The following is a 25,579-nucleotide window of genomic DNA, read 5'->3' on the forward strand; positions in this document are numbered from 1 at the left end:
GCATGCGTTCGAACCTGGATAAGCGCCGCGCACGCGGCTGGGCCGTGTGCCTGCCGTTGTTCTTGTTGCTCGGCTGCCGGCCAAACAACCAGGGCGCGCCGGCGGCGCCGATTGTCGCCGCCGAGGCGGCGTGCGCCGAGGTGGCGATTCCGGCCGCCGCGCCGCGGCCCGGGGACGACGCCGCGGCCACCCGCGTCGGGCAGCTGCGCGCCGCCCTGCTCGCATTGGAAGTCGCGCCGGCCTGTCTGGGGACCCAGCTTTTCCGCGGCCCCGGCAGCGCCGACGAGCAGGCGCTCGTCATCGCATTGATGACCCTGGACCCGCTCGCGCTGGCCAGGGCCCGCGCCGCCGGCGTGCTCGGCGGCGTCAAGGGCGACCCGCGGCCCGCCTTCGCCGCCCTGCTCAAGGCCCTCGGGTCCGAAAACGACGCCACCGTGGTCGCGGCCCAGTACGACAGCATCGCCAAGCTGCTGCCAAGCCGCGCCGCGTTGCGCTGGGACGACGGCCCCACCGTGGGCGCGCTGATCGACCAGATCGGGCTCGGCAACGGGTCGCCACGCAGCCGCGGGGCCGAAGAGATGGCGGCCTCGCGCGGCGTCAACGTCAGCGCCAGCCGCGCACTGGTGGTGCTCGGCGACATCCTCGAGCAGGCCGCCGTGGCCAACAAGGCGCGCCGGCCCAACGTGCCGGAAGATGGGGCCGGCGCCGGCGCCGGCGCGGGCACGACCGGCGACGCGGCGGCCTCGGCCGAAATCTGGCAGTCGTACGAATCGACGGTGGCGGGGTTGCAATTGAACCGCGACCACCGGGGGCCGATCGACGCCGACTGGCGCGTGCCCCTGCTCGACAAGCTGGCCGAGCTGCTGCGCAACGGCCGCCTGAACCAGGACCCGCGCGGCGACTTGGTGGACAAGCTGGTGGAGCTGCTCGACTACCCGGCCGAGCCGGTGCGGGTGGCCGCGATGCGGGTGATGGGCGCGCTGGTCGACGCCGCCGCGCGCGACGCCGACAAGCGGTGGGGCGACCTGTTGCCGGTGCTGCCGCCGGCGGCGCTCGGCCGGCTCCATGCCGCTCTCGTCAAAACGGCCGCCGACGCCGCGCCGCCGGTGCGCGCCGGGGCCGCCAGCGCGCTCGGGCGGCTCGCCAAGCACAACGGCGCCGACATCGCCGTGCTTGTCCCCCTGCTCAAGGACGCCGACCAGCAGGTGCGCGCCAACGCCACCGAGGCGTTGGCGGGCAAGCTGGTGGTGGCGCCGGTCGACCTGGCCGCGCAGGCGGCCCGGCTCAAGGCGGGCGGCACCGGCGCCATCGAGGCCGTCGCCGCCCTGTCGCGCCGGCGCACCCCCGAAGTGCTCGAACTGCTGCTGCAAACGGTGCTGGAGGCCGACAAGCGCGGCGCCGCGCAGCCCGGCGCCATGTCCGACGCGCAGCGGGAGGAGGCGCTGGCCCTGGCGGGCGCCGCGGCCCGGGCGCTGGCCAAGTTCGGCCCGGTGGTGCTCATGCCCGTGATCGGCAAGGTGGGCAGCACGCAAAGCGAGGCCACGCGCGAGATGCTGTTCGTAGTGCTCAGGGAGCTCGACTGGGCGCCGGCGGCGGCACGGCAGAGGCTTGACGTCGCGGCCGCCCTCACCCCGGCGCTGATGGCGGACGATGCGCAGGTGCGTCTGGCGGGCGCGACCCTGCTGGCCGAATGGCGCCCGTACGCCGCGCGGCCCTTCGCCGACAGCCTCGTCGAACCGGTGGTGCTGGCGTATCTGCCGGCGCCGGCGGACGGCGCCAAACCCGTCGTCCAGGACCGCGGCGACACCATCGTGTTCCAGGCCGGCGGCAAGAGCGCATGGGCCATGGCGCCCGAGATGGCCGCCACCGTCATCGCCGGCAACAGCGGCTCGCGCGCGGCCGCCGAGGCGATGGTCAGGTCGATGTGCTCGGGACAAAGGCGCGATCCGGCCACGGTCAACATCGGCGTCGGCGGCCCCGCCGGGCCCAACGGCCAGCTGCGCGGCATGGAGGACAGCCTGCGCGGGATGGGCGCCGCCGCCGCCCTGCCAATACTGAACGCGATCGGCAAGGGCGGCAGGAAACACTGCGGCGAATCGCTCCTGCGCGCGTTCGCGCAGAGCGATCTCGACGATGCCGATGCCGCCACCGTCGACGCGATGCTGGGACACCTGCGCAGCCCGGACCGCAAGGTGCGCAAGCTGATGCTCGTGGCGCTGGCCGACATGACGGTCGTGCCCGCCGCCGCGGCGGCCCCGCTGGCGGCGCTCGCCGCCCGCGGCGATGGCGTGGAAAAATTGCTCGCCAAGCGCGCCCGGCGCGCGATCGCCCTGCCGGGCGGCGCGCCGGCGCCGGCTGAGCCGGCGGACCTCGTCCCCGCCTTCATCATGGGCGACGCCGGCGGCCTCGCGCAGGCGAACGCGGCCATGCCCGGGGCGCTCAAACAATTGCAAGGCGCGCTCGCCGAACTGCCCGCGGCGGCGCCCGAAAAACGGGCCGCCACCATGCGAATGGCGGGCATGATGGGACCGGCCGCCCCGTTCGCGGTGCCGGCGCTGGTGTCGGCGCTGAAGGACGAACAGGCGTTGGTGCGCGAGCTGGCCGCGTTCGGCCTGGGCCGGATAGGCTCGCCGCAGGCGCTGGGGGCGCTCGAAAAGGCGCTCGAAAAGGCGCGCGCCGATCCGGCGTCTACGCTCGCGCGCAAGGCGGGCAACGCGATCGCCCGGATCAAGGCGCGCGCGGGCGCCGCGCCAAGCCCGCGGCCTTCGCAGGGAGCCGCTTAGTCGCTGTCGGGCGGGGCCACCACGCTCGAGCGCATTCCGTCGAGGTTCTTGCGCAGCCACTTGTGGGCCGGACTGCGCGCGTCGCGCTCGTGCCAGAGCATGTCGAGGTGGACCGCCGGCAGCGCGAACGGCAGGTCGCGGTAGACCAGCGCGTCGGTCATGCCGGTCGAGGCGATCAAATGCTTCGGCAGCACCGTGATCAGGTCGCTGTTGGCGACCACCCGGCCCGCCGTGAAGAACTGGTTGACCGTGAGCAGGATGCGGCGCTCGCGTCCGAGCTGGGCCAGCGCCTCGTCCGACAGGCCGTGCGCGCGCCCCGAAAAACTCACGAGCAGGTGGTTCGCCGCGCAATAGTTGTCGAGCGTGAGCTCGCCCCTGGCCAGCGGATGGCCCTTGCGCATCACGCACACGTACTTGCCCGAATACAGGCGCTCGTGCCGGATCGGCGAACCGGTGTCGCTCGAGAGCTGGGCCGCGACGCCCGGGAAGAAACCGACCGCCAGGTCGATGTCCCCGCGCAGCAGCATAGGGCGCGGCTCGCGCGTGGTCAGCGGCACCATCCGCACGTTGACGCCGGGCGCCTCCCTTTCGATCGATCGCATCAGCGACGGCAGCCAGAACGCGGCGGTCGCGTCGGCCATCGCCATGCGGAAGGTCGCGTGCGCCTTGGACACGTCGAAGGTCTCCGGCGTGACGGCCGCCTCGAGCCCCGACAGGGCCAGCCGCACGGCCGGCCACAGGGCCTCGGCGCGCGGGGTCGGTTTGACGCCGTAGGCGGTGCGTATGAGCAACTCGTCGCCGATGCTCTCGCGCAGGCGCTTGATCGCGTTCGAGACCGCCGGCTGGGTCATGGCCAGGTGGCCGGCCGCGCGCGTGAGGTTTTGTTCCGTCATCACAGCGTCGAAGACGCGCAACAGGTTCAAGTCGAGGGTCAGAAAGCTCATGGCTGGCCTGCAAAAAAGGTCAATTCGATCGGACGTTGCGCACACCCATTATAGATGCACCCATTCACGATTCGTATGATAGTCATCGGAAATTGAAATTAGATTTATATACCGCACTGCACTATAGTTCTGTACATCAACTTACCATCCACCGGAACATCATCGTGACCATGACCGTATTTCTGCTAAGCCTGGCGCTGCTCTCAGCCCTGTTCGTCATGTTCCAACCGCTGCTGACGGGTCTCGGACGCGCCTTCATGCTGATGCTCAACCCGCGCCTGAGCAAGGAAGAGCTGGCCGCGCGCGCCCACATGCGCGACGCCGAGATGCTGCAACGGATGATCAACGCCGCCGGCGACGCCAGCCAGGCGTCGGAACTGCGCGCCCTGGGCGCCCGCTACTGACCATCCGCTTCGGACGAAACGCTTCGGACGCCGCGTTCCGCGGCGGTTCGCAAACGCAATGCGGCGCCAGGTGCAAACCGGGCGCCGCATTGTCGTTCCGGCGCCGGCCCGGGGGCCGGCGCCAACGAAGCCTACTTAAGCCTACTTCTTACCGCCAAGCAGGGCGACCTTGAGCGACCTGTCGACCGGCTTCTCGCCGAGCCAGATGCGGGTGACGGCGTTGTAAAAGGCGATGTCGGGGAGCACTTCACCGATCTTCTTGCCGTTGAGCGTGCTCATGGTGCCGACGCCGGGCATCCAGTTCAGCTGCAGCTCGTCGCCCTTCTTGATGCTCTCGAGCAGGGCGAACATTTCGCCGAACTTGCTGATCTGGGCGATGATCTTGGCCTTTTCGGCGGAGTTGGAATTGTCGTTCAGGCCGGTTATGAAGGCCGAGCCGAATTCGTCCGAGGAGACGTCGCGCATCATCACGAGCGACATGCGGCGCGGGCCGTCCATCTTGAGCACTTCCTCGGTCGTGGTGGCTTTTTCGGGCAGGTACATGCCGGTCGCGTAGATCTTGAGGAAGAACTTGGTGCGCATGCCCACGCCGTTGAGCTTGATCTCCTTGCCGGCCTGTTTGACGGTTTCTTCGAACTTGACGCCGGCGATCTCGGCCGCGGCGGCCGGCACGCTGAAGGCGCAGGCGAGGAAGGCGCCCGCCAGCAGGCTTTTGAAAGTCATTTTGGTGATTGTCATTTTGTTTGTCTCCACAGTTGATGTAAGGATTCTTGCTCAGATCTTACTTCGGATAAGCCTGGCATAGTATGCCAGCTCGCGTGCCGTGCGCCTTGCGTCGCCGCCAAGACGCGGCGGCGATGGTCCTCAACGTGTGCTTCGTCGATCAGGTGTTGGGCGCGTTGAGCATCGCCCGCTTGAGGCTGGCGTCGGCCGGGTTTTCGCCCAGCCAGATGCGCAGCATGGCGTTGTAGGCGGCGATTTCGGAAGGCACGTCGCCAACTTTCTTGCCGTTCATGGTGAGCAGGGTGCCGGATCCGGGGATCCAGTCGATGTTCATCACGTCACCTTTTTTCATCCCGTCGAGCATGCCGAACACCTCGCCGATCTTGGCGAACTGGGTGGCCAGGCGCGCACGCTCGGCTTCGTTGGTGTTCTTGTTGATGCCGGTCATGAAGGACTCGCCGAAGGAGTCGGTCGAGACGTCGCGCGCGAACGTGATCGCGACGCGCCGCGGGCCCTCGGTTTTGAGGATATCGGCGGTGTTGGTCTTTTTCTCGGTCAGGTAGAGCCCGGCCGCATAGACCTTGAGGATGAACTTGGTGCGCATGCCTGCGCCGTTGAGCTTGAGGTCCTTGCCGGCGACCTTGACGGTTTCGTCGAATTTGATCCCGTTGACCTCGGCCGCGCTGGCCGACTGGCCGATGGCGCATGCGAGGAAGGCGGTGGCGAGCAGCGTTTTGAAAGCGCCCTTGTACGATAAAATCATTGTTGTCTCCAAAGTTAAATTAAGCCGAAGCTCTTGTTGTCCTGCCAATTCTAAAATTCTTCCCAATCCCCGTCCGCGGCTTGTTGCCGGGCAAGCGCCTTGGGTCCCGTGGCAGTCGATGGCTTCCTGTCCCCTTTTAACGCGCGCCGACCGTTGCCGGTGGACAAGCGCGCTTGCGCGCGGGGGTGGGCATCCTCGCCGTCGAGCTTGAAGATGCTGACCACGCGTGCCAGATTGGCCGCCTGGTCCTGCATCGAGGCCGCCGCTGCGGCCGCCTCCTCGACCAGCGCCGCGTTCTGCTGGGTCGACTCGTCCATCTGGTGGATCGTCAGGTTGACCTGGGCGATGCCGCTGCTCTGTTCCTGGCTGGCCGCGGTGATGTCGGCCATGATGTCGGTGACCCGGCGCACGCTCGCGACCACCTCCTCCATCGTCACGCCGGCCTGGGCCACCAGGTCGCTGCCCTCGTTGACCTTGTGCACCGAGTCGCCGATCAGGGCCTTGATCTCCTTGGCCGCCGCGGCCGAACGCTGGGCCAGGTTGCGCACCTCGGCCGCGACCACCGCGAAGCCGCGGCCCTGCTCGCCGGCGCGGGCCGCCTCGACCGCCGCGTTGAGCGCGAGGATGTTGGTCTGGAAGGCGATGCCGTCGATGACGCCGATGATGTCGACGATTTTTTTCGACGAGGCCGTGATCGAGCCCATGGTGGCGATCACGTGGGTCACGACCGAGCCGCCGCGCACCGCCACCTCGGAGGCCTGGGCCGCGAGCTTGTTGGCCTGGCGCGCGTTGTCGGCGTTTTGCTGGACCGTGTCGGTCAGTTCGCGCATCGCGCTCGAGGTCTGGCCGAGCGCCGCGGCCTGCTCCTCGGTGCGCGAGGACAGGTCGAGGTTGCCGGTTGCGATCTCGGTCGAGGCCGCGGCGATCGAGTCGGTGCCGGAGCGCACCTCGGCCACGATCCGGATCAGGCCTTCGTGCATCTCCTTGAGCGCGGCCATCATCTGGCCGGTCTCGTCGTTGCGGCGCACCGCGATGCCGCCGGTCAGGTCGCCGCCGGCGACCCGCTTGGCCACCCCGACCGCCTCGTTGAGCGGGGCCGTGATGCTGCGCGTGAGCAGGTAGGCGACCGTCAGCGAGATCGCGCCTGCCACCAGCGTGAGCATCAGGATCAGCATCTGGGTCGTCCTGGTCGAGCTCGACGCCTCGTTGCCGCCCATGACCATCGCGCCGTGCTGGTGGGCGACGAACGCGTCGAGCTGGACGAAATACTTGCTTTGCTGGGGGCGCAGCGAAAACAGGAACTTGACCAGCGCCTCGTCCTTCTTGTCTTCGCTGATCAGTTTGACGAAGGCGTCGGTGGCCGGCCCGAAACGGTTGCGGATGACGGCGATGGCGGCGAGGATCTTCTTGCCCTCGGCGTCGCTCGTGTGCCTGGTCAGCTCCCCGAGGGCGCGGTCGGCGCCGGCGTTCCTGGCGGCGATGTTGGCGAGCTCGGCCTTGATCTGGTCGGGGTCGGTCATGATCAGCACGTTGAGCATGCTGCGGGTGAGCTCGTTGACGTCGTTCTTGATGCCGTTGACCGCCACCGTTTTTGGATAGCGCTCGTTGACCATCGAATCGACTTCGGTGTTGAGGCTCGAGATGCGCCCGTAGGAGATGGTGGCCAGCATCACCAACAAGGCGATGACGACGCCAAAGCCGATGGCCAGGCGCTGCCCTATCCCCATGTTTCTAATAATCATTATCGCCGCTCCGGTGGATACCCGTCCTCGGGGGCGCTGAATCCGCCGCCCGCAGGCCGCACCGGCCATGGAAAAGTATGATCGTGCTAAAAACCTTGACCCAAATATATCACTCTTGCCTATGGGAAGTTACGTGCCAGAACCCATTCTAGTAATTTTCACGTGATTTCCGCCGTGTTGTGTGGCGCGGCGGATACCATTATGCGGTTTAATGATATCGGATATATCGTTCGTTGTCTTGCGACAATAATTTGTGGGCGGCGAGACAAGGGGGGTTGTGCTTGTTTAGGCGGGTGCGCGGTGATGGGGCGCGCGCCAGGCTTCGCGATGTCGACGCACGGCCAGAATAAAATCCACATCGTCCTCTGCGGGGACGATGTTGTTTAATTCTCCGGAAGATTCAAGGCGGCCGCTCCTGTCCGGCGACTGTCCAATCGGGTTTTGCGACGGCCGGCTGCGCGAGGACGATGTTGATTTGCTCCGTCAACGCGATCCGGCGCGTGAATCAGGCCTTGGCGGCCTGAAGCAGGGTGTACTTGGCGAACAACTCGTCCTGGGTTTCGCGCCAGGCCGGATTGAAGGGGATGCAGCTGACCGGGCACACCTGCTGGCACTGCGGCTCGTCGAAGTGGCCGACGCATTCGGTGCATTTGTTGGGGGCGATCTCGTAGATCTCGGCGCCCATGGTGATGGCGTCGTTCGGGCACTCGGGCTCGCACACGTCGCAATTGATGCAGTCGTCGGTGATCAGTAGGGCCATGGTTGTCGCTCTTTGTTGCTTGCTTGATTGCTTGCGTGCCGTGGTGCCGGCGGTCAGGCCGCCGGCGGCGCCATTTCGGCGATTTTTTTCTGGAGCCAGCGGTCGACCGACGGGAACACGAACTTCGAGACGTCGCCGCCGAGCACGGCGATTTCGCGCACGATCGTGCCCGAGATGAACTGGTATTGGTCCGACGGTGTAAGGAACAAGGTTTCGACGTCGGGCAGCAGGTAGCGGTTCATGCCCGCCATCTGGAACTCGTATTCGAAGTCCGACACCGCGCGCAGGCCGCGCACGATCACGCGCGCGTCGTGCTTGCGCACGAAATCCTTGAGCAGGCCCGAGAAACTCTCGACCTTGACGTTGGGGTAGTGCCCGAGCACCTCGTTGGCGATCTCGAGCCGTTCCTCGAGGGAAAAAAAGGGGCGCTTGTTCTTGCTGTCCGCCACGCCGACGATGAGCTGGTCGAACAGGCCGGAGGCACGGCGCACCAAATCTTCATGGCCGCGCGTGAGCGGGTCAAAGGTTCCTGGATAAACGGCTACAACCATTGCGGCTCCCTAGAGATGCACCTATATAGAAGGCGCATTATGCCTGAAATTTTGGCGGGCCCCGCCGGAGCCGCCGGCCCGATGCCGTTTTGTGTCTATGGCAGCGCTTCTTGTAGTTTGAGCAATTGGTAAAACACGATGCCGGCCTTGTCGGCGCGCACCGCCTCCCACGGCGCCAGCCATTCGGGCGCGGCGCCGCCGTCCTCGGGCGCGAACGGCAGCGGCGCGCCCGATTCCGCGTACACCAGCCCGCCCTCGGCGAGCAGGGTGCGGCACAGCGGCAGCGCCTTGGCCAGGAAATCCTGGTGGTAGGGCGGGTCGAGGAAGATTAGGTCGAAGCGGCGCCCGCGCAAGCCCATGCCCTGGGCGGTGGCGAGCGCGTCGCCGCGGATCAGCTCGACCGTGTCGGCGCCGAGCTTGTCCTTGACCGCGTGCAATTGGGTGATGACGGGGCTGTGGCTGTCGACCATGGTGACGGCGGCGGCGCCGCGGCTGGCCGCCTCGAAGCCGAGCGCGCCGGTGCCGGCGAACAGGTCGAGGCAGTGCCTGTGCGTCCACGCGCCGTCCCACAAATGGTTGATCCAGTTGAACACGGTCTCGCGGACCCGGTCGGGCGTGGGGCGCAGGCCCAGCGCGTCGAGCACCGGCAGCGTGCTGCGCTTCCAGAGGCCGCCGATGATGCGCACCTGCTTCGGTGGCGGGGCCCGGTGGACCGGGACTTTGGCTGGTTTTTTTTGCATGATGGCGTTCGCGGAAATTGATCGCCGGCACTATAGCATGGCGGCCCGCCGCCTCCGCGGGGCCCGCCACGGCCCTGCTTTGCTTGCCCCCTTGCTTGCCGCCTTGCTTGCCTCCCTGCCTGCCGCCCTGCTTGCCGTTTTACTTGCCGTTTTTGGCGGCCAGCTCGTTGAAGTCGTCGATCCAGCCCTGCATGCGCTTTTGCGCGTGCGCCTTCTGCTCCGGGGTGGCGATCCGGATCGCGGTCAGGACCATCTCGTTGGTGCCGGCGATCGAGGCGTCGAAGAAGGGCTTGCGGTCGGGCGCCTCGAAGCGTGCGAACATGTCCTTGATCAGGTTCTGGATGACGGTCTGGGTCGCCTCCTGGCCCAGTTTTTCGCTCTGGATCTTGCGCAGCGCGGCCAGGATGTTCTTTTGGCGCAACAGGCGCTCCTCGTACCAGAACTCGTTATTGAGCGGACGCGCGTCGGACGCCTTGCGCAGCGCGGCCTCCTGCTCGTTCGAGAAATTGCCGAACCACAGTTCGAGCTGGGTCATCGATTTCTTGTAGCGCACCTTTTGGCGCTTCTCGGCGTCGCCTTTGAGGAACTTCTTGCGGTAGGTCTCGTTGGTCGAGGCGAACTTCTGTTCCATGTTGGCGATCTGGGACGGCTTGGCCGAGCGCGCCATGCGGGACAGTTCCGGGATCGCGTAGTTGGCCACGCGCATGCTCAGCACCATCGCCTCGCGGTAGTTGGTGAGCAAGTCGGCCTGGGTCGGATTGCCCGCCAGTTGCCCTTTGGCCTTGGCCAGCAGGCGGCCGTAGTCGTCGAGTTCGCTCTTGCGGTGCCATTGGAAGATCTTGGCGATGTCCTTTTTGACCGTGCCGGACTGGTCGGAATCGAAGTCGAGGTAGCTGTTGAGCCACCAGTACATGAGCGTGTCGCCGTTGTTGTAGCCGAGCCGGAAACTGCTGCAGCCGGCCGCCAGCATGACGACGGCGATAAGGCAGAAGGCGCGAAAGCGCCGGATGGTAGTTGAATGCATGTTAAAATTTTTCATCTATAACTCTTCTCTTCTTCGGCCTATGAATGTCGTCATCCTCGCCGCCGGTATGGGTAAGCGCATGCAATCCGCGCTGCCAAAAGTGTTGCATCCGTTGGCGGGTAAACCGCTTTTACTCCATGTAATCGATACCGCACGTTCCCTTGCACCAAGCAAATTATGCGTTATTTACGGACATGGTGGCGCAGCGGTGCCCGCGCTCGTTAAAGAGCAGAACGCGGAGCAGAACGCGCGCGGCGGCGTGGCCATCGACACCGCCCTGCAGGAACCCCAGCTCGGCACCGGCCACGCCGTGATGCAGGCGCTGCCCGTGCTCGACGAATCGGTGCCGACGCTGGTGCTGTACGGCGACGTGCCGCTGACCGCCGCCGCCTCGCTGCAGGGCCTGATCGACGCCGCCGGCACCGACCGGCTCGGCATTTTGACGGTGGTGCAGGCCAACCCGTTCGGGCTCGGGCGCATCGTGCGCGAGGACGGCCAGATCGTGCGCATCGTCGAGGAAAAAGACGCCACCGCCGCCGAACGCGCGATCAACGAGATCAACAGCGGCATCATGGTCGCGCCCACCCGCCACCTCAAGAACTGGCTGGCCGGCTTGTCCAATAAAAACGCCCAGGGCGAGTACTACCTCACCGACATCGTGGCGCGGGCCGTGGCCGACGGCGTCGAGGTGGTCGGCGCGCAGCCGGGCGGCGAATGGGAGGTCGCCGGCGTCAACAGCAAGGTGCAACTGGCCGAGCTCGAGCGCCGGCACCAGCTCAACCTGGCCCACGCCATGCTCGAGCGGGGCGTGACCCTGCTCGACCCGGCCCGGATCGACGTGCGCGGCGAGCTCGTTTGCGGGCGCGACGTGACGATCGACGTCGGCTGCGTGTTCGAGGGCCGCGTGGTGCTCGGTGACAACGTCAGCATCGGCGCGCACAGCGTGCTGGTCGACGCGACCATCGCCGCCGGCGCCGTCATCAAGCCGTTCTGCCACATCGAGCAGGCGCTGGTGGGCGAGAAATCGGTCATCGGACCGTATGCGCGCCTGCGCCCGGGCACCGAACTGGGTGAGGACGTCCACATCGGCAACTTCGTCGAAATCAAGAACAGCCAGGTGGCCGCGCACAGCAAGGCCAACCACCTGTCCTACGTGGGCGACGCCACGGTTGGTTCGCGCGTCAACATCGGCGCCGGCACCATCACCTGCAATTACGACGGCGCCAACAAGTACCGCACCGTGATCGAGGACGACGCCTTCATCGGCAGCGACAGCCAGCTCGTCGCGCCGGTCACCGTCGGCAAGGGCGCCACGCTCGCGGCCGGCACCACGTTGTCGAAGGACGCGCCGCCGGGCAAGCTGACGATCTCGCGCACCAAGCAGATGACCATCGAAGGCTGGACCCGCCCGGTCAAGAAGCCGAAGTAAGGAGCCGTGAATAAATAAGTGTGACAATTGGGCGGCTCTGGCGGAATGCGATGCAAGGCGCGAGAAGGAGTCATAGCGAGCTATGGCGACGACGAACAACGCAGCAGCGCGCCCGTCAGGGCCGATCCAATTGTTGCAGTTATTTTTAACGACTCCAAAGCCAAAGCCGGGGGCGGCCGCCTCAGAGGCTGAGAGTTTTTCTTGCGTGTCCGAGCAGGCCGCCAGAAAGCGGCAGGTCGAGGCGCAAAGCACAGCCATAGCGGGCTATGGCGAGCATTTGCAACGACGAACTGGCGCTTTCTGGCGTGATGAGCGGGCATGATCGAAAGACTCTCAACCTCTCAGCCTTTCAGGCGGGCGGCGCCTCGGCGATCGGCAGCCGGGCCGCCTTGTAGGCCGGCAGCAAGGCCGCCATCAGGGTCACCGACAACACCGTCACCACCGCCATGAGCATGCGGTGCGGGTCGAGTTCGACCAGCATCGGCGTGCCGCCCGCGGCGGCCGCATCGGTACGCAACAGCGTGATCCGGTTCACGACCCAGGCGCTGACGCCGCTGGCGACCACGCTGAGCACGATCCCGAGCGCGGCCAGCCACAGGGCCTCGGCCGAAAACATCACATACACGGTGCTGCTGCGCATGCCGAGCGCGCGCATGGTCGCGATCTCGCGCCGGCGCTCGGTCGCGTTCATCGAAATGGTGAACGCGACCGTGGCCGCGATCACCGCGATGACCATCCCGGCCACGCTGTCGAAGGCGAGGTCGGACACCTTGCGCGCCTGCATGTACGCGACCGATTGATCCTGCCAGCCCAGCACTTCGGCGTTGACGCCGCCCGCGCGCAGGAGCGCCAGCAGGGCGGTGCGGCCCTGCTCGAGGCGGTCCGGGTCGGCCAGGAACACCACGAAGCGTTCGGTTCGCCGCTGCGCCAGCATCTCCTGCGCCATGGCGAAGGGCATCAGCAGCGATGGCGCCTGCGCGGAGGACGGGTCGCCCTCGAACACCCCGACCATCTCGGCCGTGCGGGTGCTGGCCGGCGCCCCGGCGCTGACCGCGCTGAGCGCCACGGTGTCGCCGGCTTGCATGCCGAGCGCGCGCGCCTGCTCGCCGCTGAGCAAGACGCCGTTGGCGGGCGCGCCGGCCAGGTCGCCGCCAAGCGCCGGCAACGCGCGCGCCGCGGCCGGGCCGGCCGGCCCGACGCCGAGGCCGCGGAACAGCGCCGAGCGCTGGCCGGTAGAGGCGATCCCGTGCACGTTGGTTTGCGGCGCGACGTGCGTCACCAGCGCGCTCGCGCGCACCAGCCGCAGCACGCGCGCCGCCTCGTCGCGGTCGAACGACTTGCTTTGCGCGCTGCCGTCGCGCGCGGTGCCGGAGCGGAAGATGGCGAGGTGGCCGAGGCGCTCGCCGAACACGGCCTGCTGCTCGAAGCGGGCGCGCACGCCGCCGAGGTGGCCGGCGAACAGGTCGAGCACGCACAGGCTGGCGCCGATCAGCAACACGGCCAGCACGCTGCGCGCGCGCCCGAGCAATATGGTGCGCAGGGCGAGGCGTTGCGGGCTCATCGCGGCAGGCGCTGCGTGGTGCGCGCGCTGGCGGCGCAGGGGGCGCGCAGGCGCCCGGCGCAAAGTTGCAGGGTGCGGTCGACGCGCACCAGCTGGCGTTGGTCGCGCGTCGAGATCAGGAAGGCGGTGCCATCGTCGCGCTGGCAGCGCACGAACAGGTCCATCATCAGGCGCGCCGCGCGCGCGTTGAGCCGGGCGCCGGGCTCGTCGGCGATGACCAGGCGCGGCCGCGTGACCAGCGCGCGCGCGATCGCCACCCGCTGGCTCTGGCTGGGGTCGAGCCGCTTGGGATAGTGCCCGGCCTGCTTCGACAAGCCCAGCTGGCCCAGCAGTTCGGTCGCCAGCGCGCACTTGGCGGCCATGTCGGCCGGACCGGGCCGGGCCCGCAGCATGAGCGGCAGCAGCACGTTCTCGTGCGCCGTCAGCACCGGCACCAGGTTGCACGACTGGAACACGTAGCCGATCATGTCGCAGCGCAGCTCGACCCTGGCCTGCTCGGACATCTTGGAGGCGAGCAAATTGCCGATGACCACACTGCCCTCGCTCGGCGTCTCGAGCAGGCCGACGATGTTGAGCAGGGTCGATTTGCCGTCGCCGCTGGCGCCGAACAGCGCCACGATCTCGCCGGCGGCGAGCTCGAAGCTGATGTCGTGCAGGGCGTGCACGCGCTGCTGGCCGTTGCCGAAGCGCTTGTGCACCCCGCTGAGGCGGACTAGCCCGGCTGGCGTGGCCGCGGGGGCGGGGCCGTTCCTCCAAATCGCATTCATCGTGATTCCTCGCATCCACCTGCCGGCCCCAGCCGGGGCGCATGTGGCCCAAGTAAACACCGTTCATACGGGCACGCCGTTGCGCTTACACAAGGGGGGCTTCAGACGGCGATGCGGGTGTCGAATTTGCTGCGGAAGGTTGAAAAATAGGCTTTCACATTGCGCACGTTGGCGTGCGCGGCGAACAGGCGGTGCGCCAGCGCGTGGTAGGCCGGCATGTCGGCGACCTCGACGATGAGCACGAAGTCGGGGCCGGGCGCGACCCGGTAGCACTGCAGCACGGCGGACTCGGCGCCGGCGAGCAGCTCGAACTCGGCCATGCGCTCGGCGGCCTGGACGTCGAGCGTGATCTCGACGATCGCCGACAGCCGCGCCCCGACCATGGCCGGCGCCACGATGGCGACCCGGCGCAGGATCACGCCGCTGGCGACGAGCTGCTTGACCCGGCGCAGGCAGGTGGGCGCCGACACGTGCACGAGCTCGGCCAACTCGGCGTTGGTGTGCGAGGCGTCAAGTTGGAGGGCGTTGAGGATGCGACGATCAAGATCGTCGAGTGTTGGCAGGGTTTCCGGCATTCGACATGTCCAATTAGAGAAAAAATAAGCTATTTATGAAATATTATTTCATGCAATATATGCGATGAAATAATATATCAAAACAACTGCCATTTAGTTAGAAAATTTCATATCTCATCAAGGACGATGGTTTAGCATGTGCGCATCGTGTAAAACAAATTGATAAGAGGTCTTTATGTGCGGCATCGTCGGCGCAGTAGCGCAAAGAAACATCACCCCGGTCCTGGTTGAAGGCCTCAAGCGCCTCGAGTACCGCGGCTACGACTCCTGCGGCGTCGCGCTGCACGTGGACGGCAAGCTGCAGCGTTCGCGCAGCACCTCGCGCGTGGTCGACCTCGAAAGCCAGATCGGCGACGCCAGCCTGCAAGGCTTCACCGGCATCGCCCACACGCGCTGGGCCACCCACGGCGCGCCGGTGTCGCACAACGCGCACCCGCACTTCTCGCCCAACGACGAGGCGGCCCGCATCGCGCTGGTGCACAACGGCATCATCGAGAACCACGACGAGCTGCGCGACGAGCTGCGCGCGCTCGGCTACGTGTTCACGAGCCAGACCGACACCGAGGTGATCTGCCACCTGGTCGACCACATGTACAACGGCGACCTGTTCGACACCGTGCAGCAGGCGGTCAAGCGCCTGCACGGCGCCTACGCGATCGCCGTGTTCTGCCGCGAGGAGCCGCACCGCGTGGTCGCCGCGCGCCAGGGTTCGCCGCTGATCGTCGGCCTCGGAGAGGGCGAGAACTTCGTCGCCTCCGACGCCATGGCGCTGGCCGGCACCACCAACCAGATCATCTACCTCGAAGAGGGCGACGTGGTCGACCTGCAACTGGCGCGCGCCTGGATCGTCGACGCCGACGGCCGCGCCGTCACGCGCGAAGTCAAGACCGTGCATGCGCACACCGGCGCGGCCGAGCTGGGCCCGTACCGCCACTACATGCAAAAAGAAATCTTCGAGCAGCCGCGCGTCATCGGCGACACGCTCGAGGGCGTCACCGGAATCACGCCCGACCTGTTCGGCGAGGGCGCGGCCGAGGTGTTCAAGAAGGTCGACCGCGTGCTGATTTTGGCCTGCGGCACCAGCTACTACTCGGGCATGACGGCCAAGTACTGGATCGAGTCGGTGGCCAAAGTGCAATGCAATGTGGAAATCGCGAGTGAATACCGCTACCGCGACAGCGTGCCGCACCCCAACACGCTGGTCGTGACGATCTCGCAAAGCGGCGAAACGGCCGACACCCTGGCCGCGCTCAAGCATGCGCGCAGCCTCGGCATGCTGCACACGCTGACCATCTGCAACGTGTCCACCAGCGCCATGGTGCGCGAGTGCGCGCTCGCTTACATCACCCGCGCCGGGGTCGAAGTCGGGGTCGCATCGACCAAGGCCTTCACCACCCAGCTGGCCGCGCTGTTCCTGCTGACGCTGACGCTGGCCCAGGTCAACGACAAGCTGAGCCCCGACGCCGAAGCCGAATTCCTTAAAGAAATGCGCCATCTGCCGGTGGCGATCGCCGCCGTGCTGGCGCTCGAGCCGCAGATCATGGCCTGGGCCGACGACTTCGCGCGCAAAGAGAACGCCCTGTTCCTCGGCCGCGGCATGCACTACCCGATCGCCCTCGAAGGCGCGCTCAAGCTCAAGGAGATCTCGTACATCCACGCCGAGGCGTATCCCGCCGGCGAACTCAAGCATGGTCCATTGGCGCTCGTGACCGAGGAAATGCCGGTCGTCACCATCGCCCCGAACGACGCGCTGCTCGAAAAACTCAAGTCGAACATGCAGGAAGTGCGCGCCCGCGGCGGCCAGTTGTATGTGTTTGCCGACGTCGATTCGCGCATCACCTCGGGCGAGGGATTGCATGTGATCCGTTTGCCGGAGCATTACGGTTTGCTGTCGCCGATCCTGCACGTGGTCGCACTGCAGCTGCTGGCGTATCACACCGCGCTGGCGCGGGGGACCGATGTCGACAAGCCGCGCAATTTGGCGAAATCGGTGACGGTTGAGTAAATCGGCCTCCCGGTTCGCATCCTGATGTGCACAAACAATTAAGTTCAACACAAAACAATTAAGTCTGGCACGAAACAATTAAGTTTGACACAAGCAGACCTCACTGCAGTAGCCCATGTGTGCCCTGAGTCGGCCACGTGGGCATTTTTAATGCTGAGCTGATCGAGCGCGTCTCAGTCTCGTCAGCGATGAGCACATTACTTTCCAGTTCTTGGGCACGTAACACCCGAAACTTCATGCGGCCCGATGTCCCAGCGAAAACACTCCTGCGCTCAGCTGTGCCCGCCCGACAACGCATAATCATTTGACCTCAGCGCCACACCATCGACGGTACGAAGCGCGCCCACGGCCGGCGTCAAAAATAGATTCCGACCGGCAATAGTCTGATCGATTGACTCATCTATTTTGCCGCGCTCTCAAGAGCAAACTGATCATCGATCCGATTACATCTCGTTCGCTTTCGCTCAAAAGTCGAATATCATTGATGAGCTGAAGATCGCGTGGTTCGAAGTCGACGGCGTCCCCAAGGAAGTTGCTGTTTTCCCCAAATCGCAGCCATTGAGCCGAAACGCCCATCCATCGGGCAAGGATGTGAACCTTGTCTTGAGTCGGAATCGACTCACCTCCAAGCCATTTGCGAACCGCATGAATACTGACGCGCGCGCCATCCGCCCTAAGGTTAAATCCTCTTGTTACGGTAGCGACAGAGGTGCAACAATTTGCCGCGCGCAGAGATGCCTTTAAGCGCTCCGAAAAGTCAGCGCGTACTTGGTCAGCTGTAGTTCCCATCACCGAGGGCCCCGAATTCTCGATTCAACGCCAAGTGTGCCTCCTCCACTTCGGCAAGATGACAGATCACCGAACCAAGGTTGCACGTCCAGACTAAGTATTTCTTTCAAGGCTGTTTCGATTTTCTGCTTTGAATGAATTCGGTGCGCTTGTGCGATAGCTATTTTCACCGCCAGATCTCGCCACGTATCTAAAGCGATTGCTTTTTCTTGGACAGCCCTCGGATCAAATGAAAAGTTGACTTGGACGCGCCCTTGCTCATCGGAAAGGCGAACTTGGCCAGCATCGCATCCATTTATGCTGACAGTCGCAACCATCCGCCCCAAGTGCTGAGAAACTAAGTATCGCGTATAGTTTTGCATATTCGCTCCCTACCAGAAGTTTCAATTTAGCAGAGATGCAGACGAGTTGCAAATACACTAATGCTTCGAGAGGAGCGGGGAGAAACCGAGAAGGTGCGACGTAAGAAGTCGAAACCCCCGAATGTGACAGGAGGAATGACTATGGGTCAGGAGTCGTGGTTCGAAAAAGATTGGACTGTATTTCGAAATAGCTGAAATGACAAAGTTCTTCCGACCAACACCGATAGAAGGTCAAATAACGTTATTAGAAGCAGCAAGGTTTCCGGGCCAGTCTGCTCCCGGTCGCGTTCATTCGAATTCGATGTGTTCTCGGAATGCCGATTGCTGTGGCGCAATGGCAATTGAAAATTCAGCATCGATAAATCGATTCCTGAACGCTTGGCCGCGCGGTCGAGCAAAATATCAAACTCGTCTCTGCCTAGAATTCTCCTCATTCTGCTAGCCAGCCGATTTAACAGCTCCGAACTGGACCCAGGGATGGCATTGGGATCGTGAAAAATTATCTGCGCCATCAATTCGCAAATTTCTTCATGAGCAGTATCAATTGCGCTGGCGCATTCCTTGCGGCTGAGCATCATTTTCCCCTGCAATTTGAGAATTTTTAATGGTATCAAATTTCAAGCCTTATCAGGGGCGCGCCACAGAAATTCCAAGGAACGCATGTTTAACCTCACTGTCGAAAGAGTAGATGCAGGACTAAACGGCAGCCGAACTGGACATTTTTTTTTCATTTGAGTATTCATGAACTCCCAGTCGAATTTCAGTCGGAATAGATTTTCGTACACGTCCATTACCCAGGAGTTTGCGGACCAAATTTTGCAATTTATGGCAGACGCACAGCGCCACAATGGACTTGAGGCACGCTTCCGTCGAGAACGTGCGTATGGGGCTTACATGTGTTGGCGCGCATTAGTCAGAGACGAAATTGACCCTGCCATCTTCAACGATGATGATTGCCGGCTAGAAGCTTTGCTATCTCTGCAATCGTTTGGGATGCAGTAAACGTTCGATTTCAGCGGAGACGCAGCGGTATCTGGACAGTTCGTAGCGTTTTCAATTCGCGCTTCCCGATTTGCAAATGCCGCTGATCTGCCGAGGTTGCCGTCCAAGGCATCAATCCAACTGCCGACCCTCGTCGCTCTTGCTATCGGCGTGTGCTCGCGAATCGGCGCCGCCATCGTCCGCTGTGACAATCGATAAGGCGCGCGCGTTGCATTCAATCCGTCCATGCTCTCGACCATCAGGATTTGCTGGCGCCGCGAAAGCTGGTGCTCTTTGGTGCGAATTTCGTGAGAGTCGCCAAGAATGACTGCACTTAGCGCTGACTGAAACCCGCGGCGTACATAAAACGGCCCCCTCGGAAGCCGTTGTTTTGGTGCCTACGAACCGGTTACAGCACACGCGTGAAATGCCCGCTGGCCAGCAGCGGCTCGACGTCCCCGCGCGCGACGCGTTGTAGCGGTTCGGCGCGCGAAAAACGATAGGTGGTACCGGTGACTTGTCCCACTACCCGGATCGGTGGGCTGGCCAGGTAGCGCAGCGTTACCTGGCCCAAGGGCGCGTGCGTGCCGGACCGGGGCGCCACGCGGGGTGGAGGGGCAGCCGGCTCGGATATTGTTCCTGTTACCCGACCGGGTGGCGGCACTGTCGCTTGGCTACTGTTCGCATTCGTCCGGGGGCTGTTTTTCAGTTCCGCCCGCTTGCTGCCGCAACAGCTCATGATCTTCTCCTTCCATGGGAAATGGCTCAATCGTTAACGGTTTGTATCCGACCCGTTCCAGCAGGCAGGCCGCGCCGGACATGGCCAGCCAGGCGAGCACGCTTTCTTGGGTACTACGCCCGATCAGTATGCCAAACGGCAAGGCGACCCACAGGCTCACACAGTAGAAACAATCCATCAGCTTCCCCAGCACGCCACCGCCGAGCGCCCGCCGCAGGCGCACCAGGACGTCCCAAGGCCCGTCCTCGTACGCCAGCAGATGGGCTAGGCGCCAGCTGGCGAGCAAGCCCAGCACGAAGCCGAACCAAGGCGCGTCCATTCGCTTACGACCGCGGCAAGTCGTTACAGATCTTGACCGGCCAACTCGATGTGGCGTGGCTGACTCCGCAGGCGCGGACAGTGCGGTCGTACACGGTCAGGTGGAAAATGTAAACGCAGCATTCGCCGCGTGCCAACTCAAAGCCGGCTTGCACCGGATAGGGCAGAGAAGCCTGGCAGATCGGATCGACCGCGCGCAGGTCGAACAAGGCAAGTGTGCCGATGACGGTAGGTATGGTCGGCGCGCCGCAGCGCGTTCCGGGGTCGCCCACCCGGGAGGTGCCATGGAAGCAGGTGCCGCCAGGACCCGGAATCGATATCGTTGGACCGCCCTGCTTTTCCACCCTGACCACGTAGTGGTCAAAATTGTCATTGGGCCGGGTCAGCGGCAAAGTCTCGTCGATGTACTCATCGTAGGCAATGCCGGAAATTGGCAGCGGCCAGGGGATGCTGCAGTCCGGCGGTGAGGCAAACTGACTGACGAACAGGTCGGCGCACTTTGGCACCGCGGTGATCTGGATGAGCGCAGTAATCGGCTTGTTGTCGATCCATACCCGTTGGGTGTCGCAGTAGGTGTTGCCTAGCGTGTCTTCGAGCACCAGGCGGAGCGTGGTCAAGCCGCTTAACTGGCAGCCGCCCACGTTGCTGCTCCACGACGACGGCGCCAGCCGCCCTTGTGGATCGGTCAACAGGCAGTACGGCGGGAACGGTATCGGCACTAGGCAGTCCGGCACCCAGTTGGCAGTGAGCACGGAGGTGTCGGTGCGCATGTTTATGGCGCGATATTGGGCGGCAGTGTTGAACTCGACCTGCCAGAAGTTGGTCCAGCCGCCGGTGCCGCAGTCCGTCTCGTAGCCGGGCTTGTAGTCGAGCGCGTAGCGCTTGATTCGCTGATTGTCGTCGCAGCCGCCCAGGTAGGCGGCGCCCCAGATTTGTAGGCAGGTGCCAAACGATGCTTCAAACGTGCCCGCGGCGCGGGTGCACAGCGCGGGAACGTGATCGAGAAAGCGTGCTGCCGGGTCGTACGGTGTGCTGTCGAGCGTGAAGTTGCCATCGACGCCAAGGATGCGCACGTCTTTTTTAAATACCGAGAAGATGATCGGGCCACAAGGTGGCAAGCTATGATTGGCACCATACACGGTCAGACGTACGAAATAGGTGCCGGCATCGAGCAAGGTGGTGTCCAGGTAGCCCAGCAGGCCGGCAACGACCGGGGTCGTACCCTGCGTCGTATTTCCAGGCGGGATAGGCGGATAGACGAAGTTGGCAGCGTGCCACACAACGTTGTCGCGCGACCACTCGAGCACGTAGCGCACGAAGCCAGCGCCGGCCGCGGTTCCTTGAATCGGTACCACCAGCGCTGGAATATCCGGATTGACGACTTCGGCAATGCAATCGTGCGGACCGGTCAGCTCGCACCGGAGCGGCCTGAAACAGGCGCGCAGGCAGCGCCGATATTGCAATAGGCAACGGAACACATCGACCAGGTTCTTGGCACGCGCCAGGCAGCAACCAAAGCGGATGGCGCACAGGCACCAGCAGCGGCAGAACCAGAACCAAGGTTCCCGGCTGTGTTGTTCAAATGCCGCATCGCCTAGTAATGCCTGGGCGGTGTCAACTGTCAGCAGCCGCTCGAACACGGCGGCAGCTTCCTCTTCGCCCTCGGAGCAGTCAAGCTGGCCATCGGCAACATCGTCGGCCAGGCCGTCGATGAAATCGATACTTGCCAACTGGTCGCTCAGATACGGCCGGTAGGCCTTGGCCAGTGCCTCGGCCAAGGTATTCAGGTCGCGCCGCTCCAGCGCCGTCAGCTGGCCCGGCGTGACCGGAGCGCCAACCGCACGCCGCACGCATAGCCAATAGCGGTACAGGTAATACGCCGACAGCCGGAAGGTGCGCGGCCGGCGGCACACCAGCCAGCCAAAGATCATGCAGCAGCGGATGTGCAACAGGCACCAGCGCCAGCGCTCGATTGGCCCAAGCAGCTCGCGGGCCTGTGCGGGTAGTAGCGCCATGACCACTTGCTCGTCGGGAAAGCTGCCAAGCAGACGCTCGGCGGCCGCCAGTTCCGCCTCGCAGTCGGGCGGCGCACCATGTGCCTCTTTGCTAAGCGCGTCGAGGTCATCCGCACGCTTGAGATCTTCCTCGAGCATCGGTCGGTACACAGCAATGAGAGCTTCCAGTACCGTCTTAAATTCCGGGCTCGATGAATCGTCCGCGTCGTCGTGTGAGTTCGACATGTTCTTCCCCTTGGCTTTGTGCATTGAGATGTGCCCGGCGAGAGTACGGGCGAATAGACGCCGCGACAGAAGAGACCCTGGGGCGTGTGGACCATTCTAGTAATGCTGGACGGGAGCGGGTTGACCCTGGTCAGGCGGACAGAGCCGTAGTTCGGCGGGATTCAACGAGTGGCAGCCGATGTGGCACGATTTGTCTTAGCGGTCGCGAAAGCACTGGAATCCACATCACGGACGACCGCTTTTTTCACCGATCATGCACGTGGTTCCGCTGCATCTGTTGGCGTATCACACCGCGCTGGCGGGGGATGTCGACGAGCCGCGTCTGCAAACGGTCCTTGTAAGTGCGCCAACGAAAACTTCCTTAGCTTCCACTCTGGGTCTGCGCCATCTCGAGCGCGGGCAAGGTGACGGTCAGGAAGGATGACACCTGGCCGATCAGCTCGGCGGCTTGCTGACGCACCTGCCCCATTTGCAGCATCGACAGTTCCGCCTGGCGAACCGCCTGCTGAATCAGCGCGCGGCGCTGCTGGAGAACATCCAACAGCGTCGCATCCAAAGCGCCGCCGACCAGTTCCGACACAACGGCAAGCGCGACCCAGTGCAAGGTCAGGGTCTTCGCCGACTCGTCCAAGTTGCGCGTTGCGACCTCGCTGTCCGCCATCAGCTGCTGGAGCTGCGCACGGGACGCTATCAGCTTTGGCTTGTACTGGGCCGGCGATGTCGTGCGGCGCAGCAGCTTGCCGAATACGCCGGTCGGCGCCTTGCCGCTCTCTAGTGCGTCCTCGAGCAGTGCCGGCACGCCCATTTCCGAGAATTTGCGGACCAGCCCGGTAACTGGCTGGAGCAGAGCGGCCTGCTCCATCAATGGCGCCTCCGCCCAGTCCGTGACCAGTGACAGCTTGACCGGCAGGACGCGCCGGAACATGGCGGCGAAGCGCTGCTCCGAGTGCGCGAACAACACAGGGTAGTCGGACCGGACGGTTGCCAAGGCATCGCGGACTGCGGGATGGTCCTCGCTGTCGAACAGTGCGCTCGGCGCGGCTTTGGGGGGCACGCTCGCCGCCGGCGCGTCGGGCATGTCGTCAAACGACAGCTTCTTCGGTGGCGTGGCGTCTAGGGCAGGCACAGCGGGTTGCGGCGCCGGCGAGGAAACCTCGGCGTCGCCGAAGTCGAACGCCTTTGGCGCAACCGGGCGATCGATGCTCTCTGGGGACGGCACCGGCTCCTCTCCGAAGTCGAATGCCTTGGGCGTCTTGTTTGTCATCGGCAGTCGGAGTCGGGAGCCATTGGCTTCGATTGAAACAGTGCTTCCCGGGCCAGGCAGTCCTTAAATGGTGCCGCCAAGCTTGCGGATGAAGGTCGCCAGATTGAGCTTGAAGCCGGCGCCGACTGCCTGGAAGCGCCATTCGCCGTCCTTGCGGTACAACGAGCCGAACTGCAGCGCGGTCTTGTCCGAGTAGTCCTCGTTGAGGTCGTAACTCGCGATCTCTTCGCCGGTCTCGTCGTTGTACACCTTGACGTAGGAGCCATTGACACGGCCAAAGTTCTGCTTGCGCGCCTCGGCGTCGTGGATGGTCACGACAATCGGCATCTCCACCACTTCCGCCTGGACCTTGGCCAGGTCGACGGTGATGACCTCGTCGTCTCCATCCTTGTCGCCGGTGCGGTTGTCGCCGGAGTGCACGACGGCGCCGTCCGGCGACGTGGTCTGGTTGTAGTAGACGAAGTGGGCGTTGCTGATCATGACCGGATCGTCGGCCGCGTTCTTCTTGCACAGGAACACGGACGAGTCCAGGTCGAACGCTTGGCCGTCGGCCGCGTTGACCTTCCATCCGAGGCCGATGCGAACGCGCTTGAGGCCGGGGTTGGTTTTTTCGAGGTTGATGCGATGGCCAGTTTCGAGAGTAATCGGCATGGATTTTCCTTCTATTGTGGAGGTTGCATTTTGGTTGGAACGGGGAGCGGGCGCAATGGGCGCTTGCCGCGGTTACGCCGCCGGCGAGAACCGCGCAAGCAACTCGCGCTCGAGCTCCTGCAGTTTTGGCAGCTCGTCCTTGCGGCGCTGCTGGCCTTCCTTCGAGATTTGCTCGAGCTTGTCGAACGCGGTAATGAGCTGCGTCTGGACGTGCTGCGCCGTTTCGAGGCTGACCAGGGAGCGCTGTTTGACGCGGGCCACCGTCTCGGTGTTTTCCAGCAACATGTCGGCCTGGGCGCGGAAGGCCGCGTCGGTGGCGTCGTAGGCGGCGTTGGCGACGGCGGCGCTCTGCTTGGCCTCGAGCTGCAGCAGGTAGAGCGAGAACACGTTGCGCCAGGCCGGAATCGACACGTTGACGATATCGGTGAAGGTGTCCGTCAGGGAGCGCGCATTGTCCTGCGACAGCCGGATTTGCGGCACCATTTGCGTGGCCATCAGCATGGCGCGGCGCAGGTCGTCGATGCGTTTTTCAAGTCGCTCCAGACGGCGCTTGAGCTCGGTGGCCTGCTGCGCCTCGAAGGCGTTCATCGGCGCGGCCTGCTGCGCGATGGCGTCCTGAAGCTTAAGCGCCCAGCCCTCGCCCTTTTTCACGTCGGCATCGAGGCCTTGATAGTAGATTTCGAGTCCCTTGTACATCTCGTCGAAATCCTGGATGCGGCCCTTGTGCACGTTTGCGTGGCGCGTCATTTCGGCGACCAGGGTGTCCATGCGGGATTCGACCACTTGGTATTGCGAAAGCATTTTTTCTTTGACCGAGCCGAACAGGTTGGTGACGCGCGACATCAGTCCGCCCGAACGCAGCTTGGCCGGGTCGAGGCCCTTCGAGGTCGCGATCAGTTCGTTGAGCTGCGTGCCGAACACGTCCGCGTCCGACGCACGCACGGTGCCGAGCAATTTGGCCGACACCTTGGCCACGCCGGAGCCGGTGGAGCCGCCCAGCGACTCGATGGCTTTGTCGTCGATGCCGGAGATGTCGACACGGACCGCCGGCGCGGGCGCGCCCGCCTCCGGCCGCGACGCCGGCAGCATGTCCGAAGTGCCGGCAGGATTGAATAGCGGCGGCAAGCTCGCTGCGGGAGCCACTGGAGGCACCGATGCTGCCTGCGCGTCGTCGTCGGAGGAGAACAGGGGTTTCATGGAATCCCTTCAGGTTAAATGTGACAATAGTAGTAGCTTACCACCGGTGAGGATGTTAGCGATGAACCACCTGGCGAAGTAGCTCGGTGGAGAAATGGAACGGATGCGTCAACGGCGATAGCGCGACATCGGACGTAATCATGCGCACTTCCATTGGGCACCAGATCTGGCATCCGTACATTTTCGAGCCATTTAGTTTTTTTGTTGCCGCCTCGCCCGCGTGGTCCGCCCTCGAACTGGCGCTAGCAGCCTGTCGGGCTTTCCCCG

Annotated in this window: 22 protein-coding genes; 4 read left to right on the forward strand and 18 right to left on the reverse strand. The window is 64.2% G+C overall.

The annotated features are described in order from the left end of the window. Positions 1–2: 2 nt before the first annotated feature. Positions 3–2,783: a HEAT repeat domain-containing protein gene (locus C7C56_RS01285; protein WP_106755690.1), complete on the forward strand. Its 2,781-nt coding sequence runs from the start codon at positions 3–5 to the stop codon at positions 2,781–2,783. On the opposite strand, the gene C7C56_RS01290 is transcribed toward C7C56_RS01285, so the two are convergent. Further along, the gene (locus C7C56_RS01290; protein ID WP_106755691.1) at positions 2,780–3,727 is read right to left on the reverse strand and encodes a LysR family transcriptional regulator; all 948 of its coding nucleotides are present in this window, start codon (positions 3,725–3,727) and stop codon (positions 2,780–2,782) included. The genes C7C56_RS01285 and C7C56_RS01290 overlap by 4 nt on opposite strands. A 164-nt stretch (positions 3,728–3,891) precedes the next feature. Here C7C56_RS01290 and C7C56_RS01295 point away from each other — a divergent pair, with 164 nt between their 5' ends. Continuing rightward, a complete protein-coding gene (locus tag C7C56_RS01295) occupies positions 3,892–4,131 on the forward strand; it encodes a hypothetical protein (protein ID WP_146204226.1) in 240 nt (79 codons plus the stop codon). A 141-nt stretch (positions 4,132–4,272) separates the two neighbouring features. Here the strand turns inward: C7C56_RS01295 and C7C56_RS01300 are convergent, their stop codons facing one another. From C7C56_RS01300 to C7C56_RS01330, 7 genes are all read right to left on the reverse strand, one after another. After that, positions 4,273–4,869 (reverse strand): chalcone isomerase family protein, encoded by a 597-nt coding sequence (locus tag C7C56_RS01300; RefSeq protein ID WP_106755693.1) that lies wholly within the window; start codon positions 4,867–4,869, stop codon positions 4,273–4,275. Positions 4,870–5,014: 145 nt separating this feature from the next. After that, complete coding sequence (locus C7C56_RS01305; RefSeq protein ID WP_106755694.1) at positions 5,015–5,617, reverse strand: chalcone isomerase family protein; 603 nt, start codon at positions 5,615–5,617, stop codon at positions 5,015–5,017. A 50-nt stretch (positions 5,618–5,667) separates the two neighbouring features. Beyond that, positions 5,668–7,359 carry a methyl-accepting chemotaxis protein gene (locus C7C56_RS30445; RefSeq protein WP_106755695.1) on the reverse strand — a complete coding sequence of 564 codons (1,692 nt, stop codon included), beginning with the start codon at positions 7,357–7,359 and terminating at the stop codon, positions 5,668–5,670. Positions 7,360–7,864: 505 nt separating this feature from the next. After that, positions 7,865–8,119 (reverse strand): YfhL family 4Fe-4S dicluster ferredoxin, encoded by a 255-nt coding sequence (locus C7C56_RS01315; RefSeq protein WP_106755696.1) that lies wholly within the window; start codon positions 8,117–8,119, stop codon positions 7,865–7,867. Between the two features lie 53 nt (positions 8,120–8,172). Then, positions 8,173–8,670 (reverse strand): pantetheine-phosphate adenylyltransferase, encoded by a 498-nt coding sequence (coaD, locus tag C7C56_RS01320; RefSeq protein WP_106755697.1) that lies wholly within the window; start codon positions 8,668–8,670, stop codon positions 8,173–8,175. Between the two features lie 95 nt (positions 8,671–8,765). Beyond that, positions 8,766–9,410 carry a 16S rRNA (guanine(966)-N(2))-methyltransferase RsmD gene (gene rsmD / locus C7C56_RS01325; protein WP_106755698.1) on the reverse strand — a complete coding sequence of 215 codons (645 nt, stop codon included), beginning with the start codon at positions 9,408–9,410 and terminating at the stop codon, positions 8,766–8,768. 139 nt (positions 9,411–9,549) lie between these two features. Then, complete coding sequence (locus C7C56_RS01330) at positions 9,550–10,449, reverse strand: DUF6279 family lipoprotein (RefSeq protein ID WP_181372968.1); 900 nt, start codon at positions 10,447–10,449, stop codon at positions 9,550–9,552. Between the two features lie 25 nt (positions 10,450–10,474). On the opposite strand from C7C56_RS01330, the gene glmU reads away from it, so the two are divergent. Continuing rightward, the gene (glmU, locus tag C7C56_RS01335) at positions 10,475–11,863 is read left to right on the forward strand and encodes a bifunctional UDP-N-acetylglucosamine diphosphorylase/glucosamine-1-phosphate N-acetyltransferase GlmU (RefSeq protein ID WP_106755699.1); all 1,389 of its coding nucleotides are present in this window, start codon (positions 10,475–10,477) and stop codon (positions 11,861–11,863) included. A gap of 349 nt (positions 11,864–12,212) precedes the next feature. Here glmU and C7C56_RS01340 read toward each other — a convergent pair whose 3' ends face one another. From C7C56_RS01340 to C7C56_RS01350, 3 genes are all read right to left on the reverse strand, one after another. Then, positions 12,213–13,424 carry an ABC transporter permease gene (locus C7C56_RS01340; RefSeq protein WP_146204227.1) on the reverse strand — a complete coding sequence of 404 codons (1,212 nt, stop codon included), beginning with the start codon at positions 13,422–13,424 and terminating at the stop codon, positions 12,213–12,215. Then, entirely contained in the window at positions 13,421–14,191 is a 771-nt protein-coding gene (locus C7C56_RS01345; RefSeq protein WP_181372969.1) for an ABC transporter ATP-binding protein, read from the reverse strand. The genes C7C56_RS01340 and C7C56_RS01345 overlap by 4 nt, the downstream gene beginning before the upstream one ends. Positions 14,192–14,292: 101 nt before the next feature. Then, positions 14,293–14,766: an Lrp/AsnC family transcriptional regulator gene (locus C7C56_RS01350; RefSeq protein ID WP_106755702.1), complete on the reverse strand. Its 474-nt coding sequence runs from the start codon at positions 14,764–14,766 to the stop codon at positions 14,293–14,295. A gap of 175 nt (positions 14,767–14,941) precedes the next feature. Here C7C56_RS01350 and glmS point away from each other — a divergent pair, with 175 nt between their 5' ends. Next, positions 14,942–16,771 carry a glutamine--fructose-6-phosphate transaminase (isomerizing) gene (gene glmS / locus C7C56_RS01355; RefSeq protein WP_106755703.1) on the forward strand — a complete coding sequence of 610 codons (1,830 nt, stop codon included), beginning with the start codon at positions 14,942–14,944 and terminating at the stop codon, positions 16,769–16,771. Positions 16,772–18,068: 1,297 nt separating this feature from the next. Here glmS and C7C56_RS27860 read toward each other — a convergent pair. The 7 genes from C7C56_RS27860 to C7C56_RS29255 all read right to left on the reverse strand — a co-directional run. After that, positions 18,069–18,500, reverse strand: coding sequence for a hypothetical protein (locus C7C56_RS27860; protein ID WP_146204228.1), 432 nt, complete (start codon positions 18,498–18,500; stop codon positions 18,069–18,071). A 1,077-nt stretch (positions 18,501–19,577) separates the two neighbouring features. After that, a complete protein-coding gene (locus C7C56_RS01365; protein ID WP_109246547.1) occupies positions 19,578–19,961 on the reverse strand; it encodes a DUF1360 domain-containing protein in 384 nt (127 codons plus the stop codon). A gap of 4 nt (positions 19,962–19,965) precedes the next feature. Then, positions 19,966–22,224, reverse strand: coding sequence for a hypothetical protein (locus tag C7C56_RS01370; RefSeq protein WP_106755705.1), 2,259 nt, complete (start codon positions 22,222–22,224; stop codon positions 19,966–19,968). Positions 22,225–22,561: 337 nt separating this feature from the next. Next, complete coding sequence (locus C7C56_RS01375) at positions 22,562–23,464, reverse strand: hypothetical protein (protein ID WP_106755706.1); 903 nt, start codon at positions 23,462–23,464, stop codon at positions 22,562–22,564. 63 nt (positions 23,465–23,527) lie between these two features. Continuing rightward, a complete protein-coding gene (locus tag C7C56_RS01380; RefSeq protein ID WP_106755707.1) occupies positions 23,528–24,115 on the reverse strand; it encodes a TerD family protein in 588 nt (195 codons plus the stop codon). Positions 24,116–24,187: 72 nt separating this feature from the next. Continuing rightward, on the reverse strand, positions 24,188–25,312 hold the full coding sequence (locus tag C7C56_RS01385; protein ID WP_106755708.1) for a toxic anion resistance protein: 1,125 nt from the start codon (positions 25,310–25,312) through the stop codon (positions 24,188–24,190). A 55-nt stretch (positions 25,313–25,367) separates the two neighbouring features. Beyond that, positions 25,368–25,579 (reverse strand): hypothetical protein (locus C7C56_RS29255; protein WP_219933085.1); only part of this gene is annotated, 212 nt, incomplete at its 5' end.

This window comes from Massilia glaciei, from assembly GCF_003011895.2.
Taxonomy (GTDB): domain Bacteria; phylum Pseudomonadota; class Gammaproteobacteria; order Burkholderiales; family Burkholderiaceae_D; genus Telluria_A; species Telluria_A glaciei.

Coding starts and splice junctions, on each gene's coding strand:
- C7C56_RS01285 (WP_106755690.1), top strand. CDS start 3: ATGCGTTCGAACCTGGATAAGCGCCGCGCACGCGGCTGGGCCGTGTGC.
- C7C56_RS01330 (WP_181372968.1), bottom strand. CDS start 10,449: ATGAAAAATTTTAACATGCATTCAACTACCATCCGGCGCTTTCGCGCC.
- C7C56_RS30445 (WP_106755695.1), bottom strand. CDS start 7,359: ATGATTATTAGAAACATGGGGATAGGGCAGCGCCTGGCCATCGGCTTT.
- C7C56_RS01305 (WP_106755694.1), bottom strand. CDS start 5,617: ATGATTTTATCGTACAAGGGCGCTTTCAAAACGCTGCTCGCCACCGCC.
- C7C56_RS01290 (WP_106755691.1), bottom strand. CDS start 3,727: ATGAGCTTTCTGACCCTCGACTTGAACCTGTTGCGCGTCTTCGACGCT.
- C7C56_RS01380 (WP_106755707.1), bottom strand. CDS start 24,115: ATGCCGATTACTCTCGAAACTGGCCATCGCATCAACCTCGAAAAAACC.
- C7C56_RS01385 (WP_106755708.1), bottom strand. CDS start 25,312: ATGAAACCCCTGTTCTCCTCCGACGACGACGCGCAGGCAGCATCGGTG.
- C7C56_RS01340 (WP_146204227.1), bottom strand. CDS start 13,424: ATGAGCCCGCAACGCCTCGCCCTGCGCACCATATTGCTCGGGCGCGCG.
- rsmD (WP_106755698.1), bottom strand. CDS start 9,410: ATGCAAAAAAAACCAGCCAAAGTCCCGGTCCACCGGGCCCCGCCACCG.
- C7C56_RS01315 (WP_106755696.1), bottom strand. CDS start 8,119: ATGGCCCTACTGATCACCGACGACTGCATCAATTGCGACGTGTGCGAG.
- C7C56_RS01300 (WP_106755693.1), bottom strand. CDS start 4,869: ATGACAATCACCAAAATGACTTTCAAAAGCCTGCTGGCGGGCGCCTTC.
- C7C56_RS01370 (WP_106755705.1), bottom strand. CDS start 22,224: ATGCACAAAGCCAAGGGGAAGAACATGTCGAACTCACACGACGACGCG.
- coaD (WP_106755697.1), bottom strand. CDS start 8,670: ATGGTTGTAGCCGTTTATCCAGGAACCTTTGACCCGCTCACGCGCGGC.
- glmU (WP_106755699.1), top strand. CDS start 10,475: ATGAATGTCGTCATCCTCGCCGCCGGTATGGGTAAGCGCATGCAATCC.
- C7C56_RS01350 (WP_106755702.1), bottom strand. CDS start 14,766: ATGCCGGAAACCCTGCCAACACTCGACGATCTTGATCGTCGCATCCTC.
- glmS (WP_106755703.1), top strand. CDS start 14,942: ATGTGCGGCATCGTCGGCGCAGTAGCGCAAAGAAACATCACCCCGGTC.
- C7C56_RS27860 (WP_146204228.1), bottom strand. CDS start 18,500: ATGATGCTCAGCCGCAAGGAATGCGCCAGCGCAATTGATACTGCTCAT.
- C7C56_RS01375 (WP_106755706.1), bottom strand. CDS start 23,464: ATGACAAACAAGACGCCCAAGGCATTCGACTTCGGAGAGGAGCCGGTG.
- C7C56_RS01365 (WP_109246547.1), bottom strand. CDS start 19,961: ATGGACGCGCCTTGGTTCGGCTTCGTGCTGGGCTTGCTCGCCAGCTGG.
- C7C56_RS01345 (WP_181372969.1), bottom strand. CDS start 14,191: ATGAATGCGATTTGGAGGAACGGCCCCGCCCCCGCGGCCACGCCAGCC.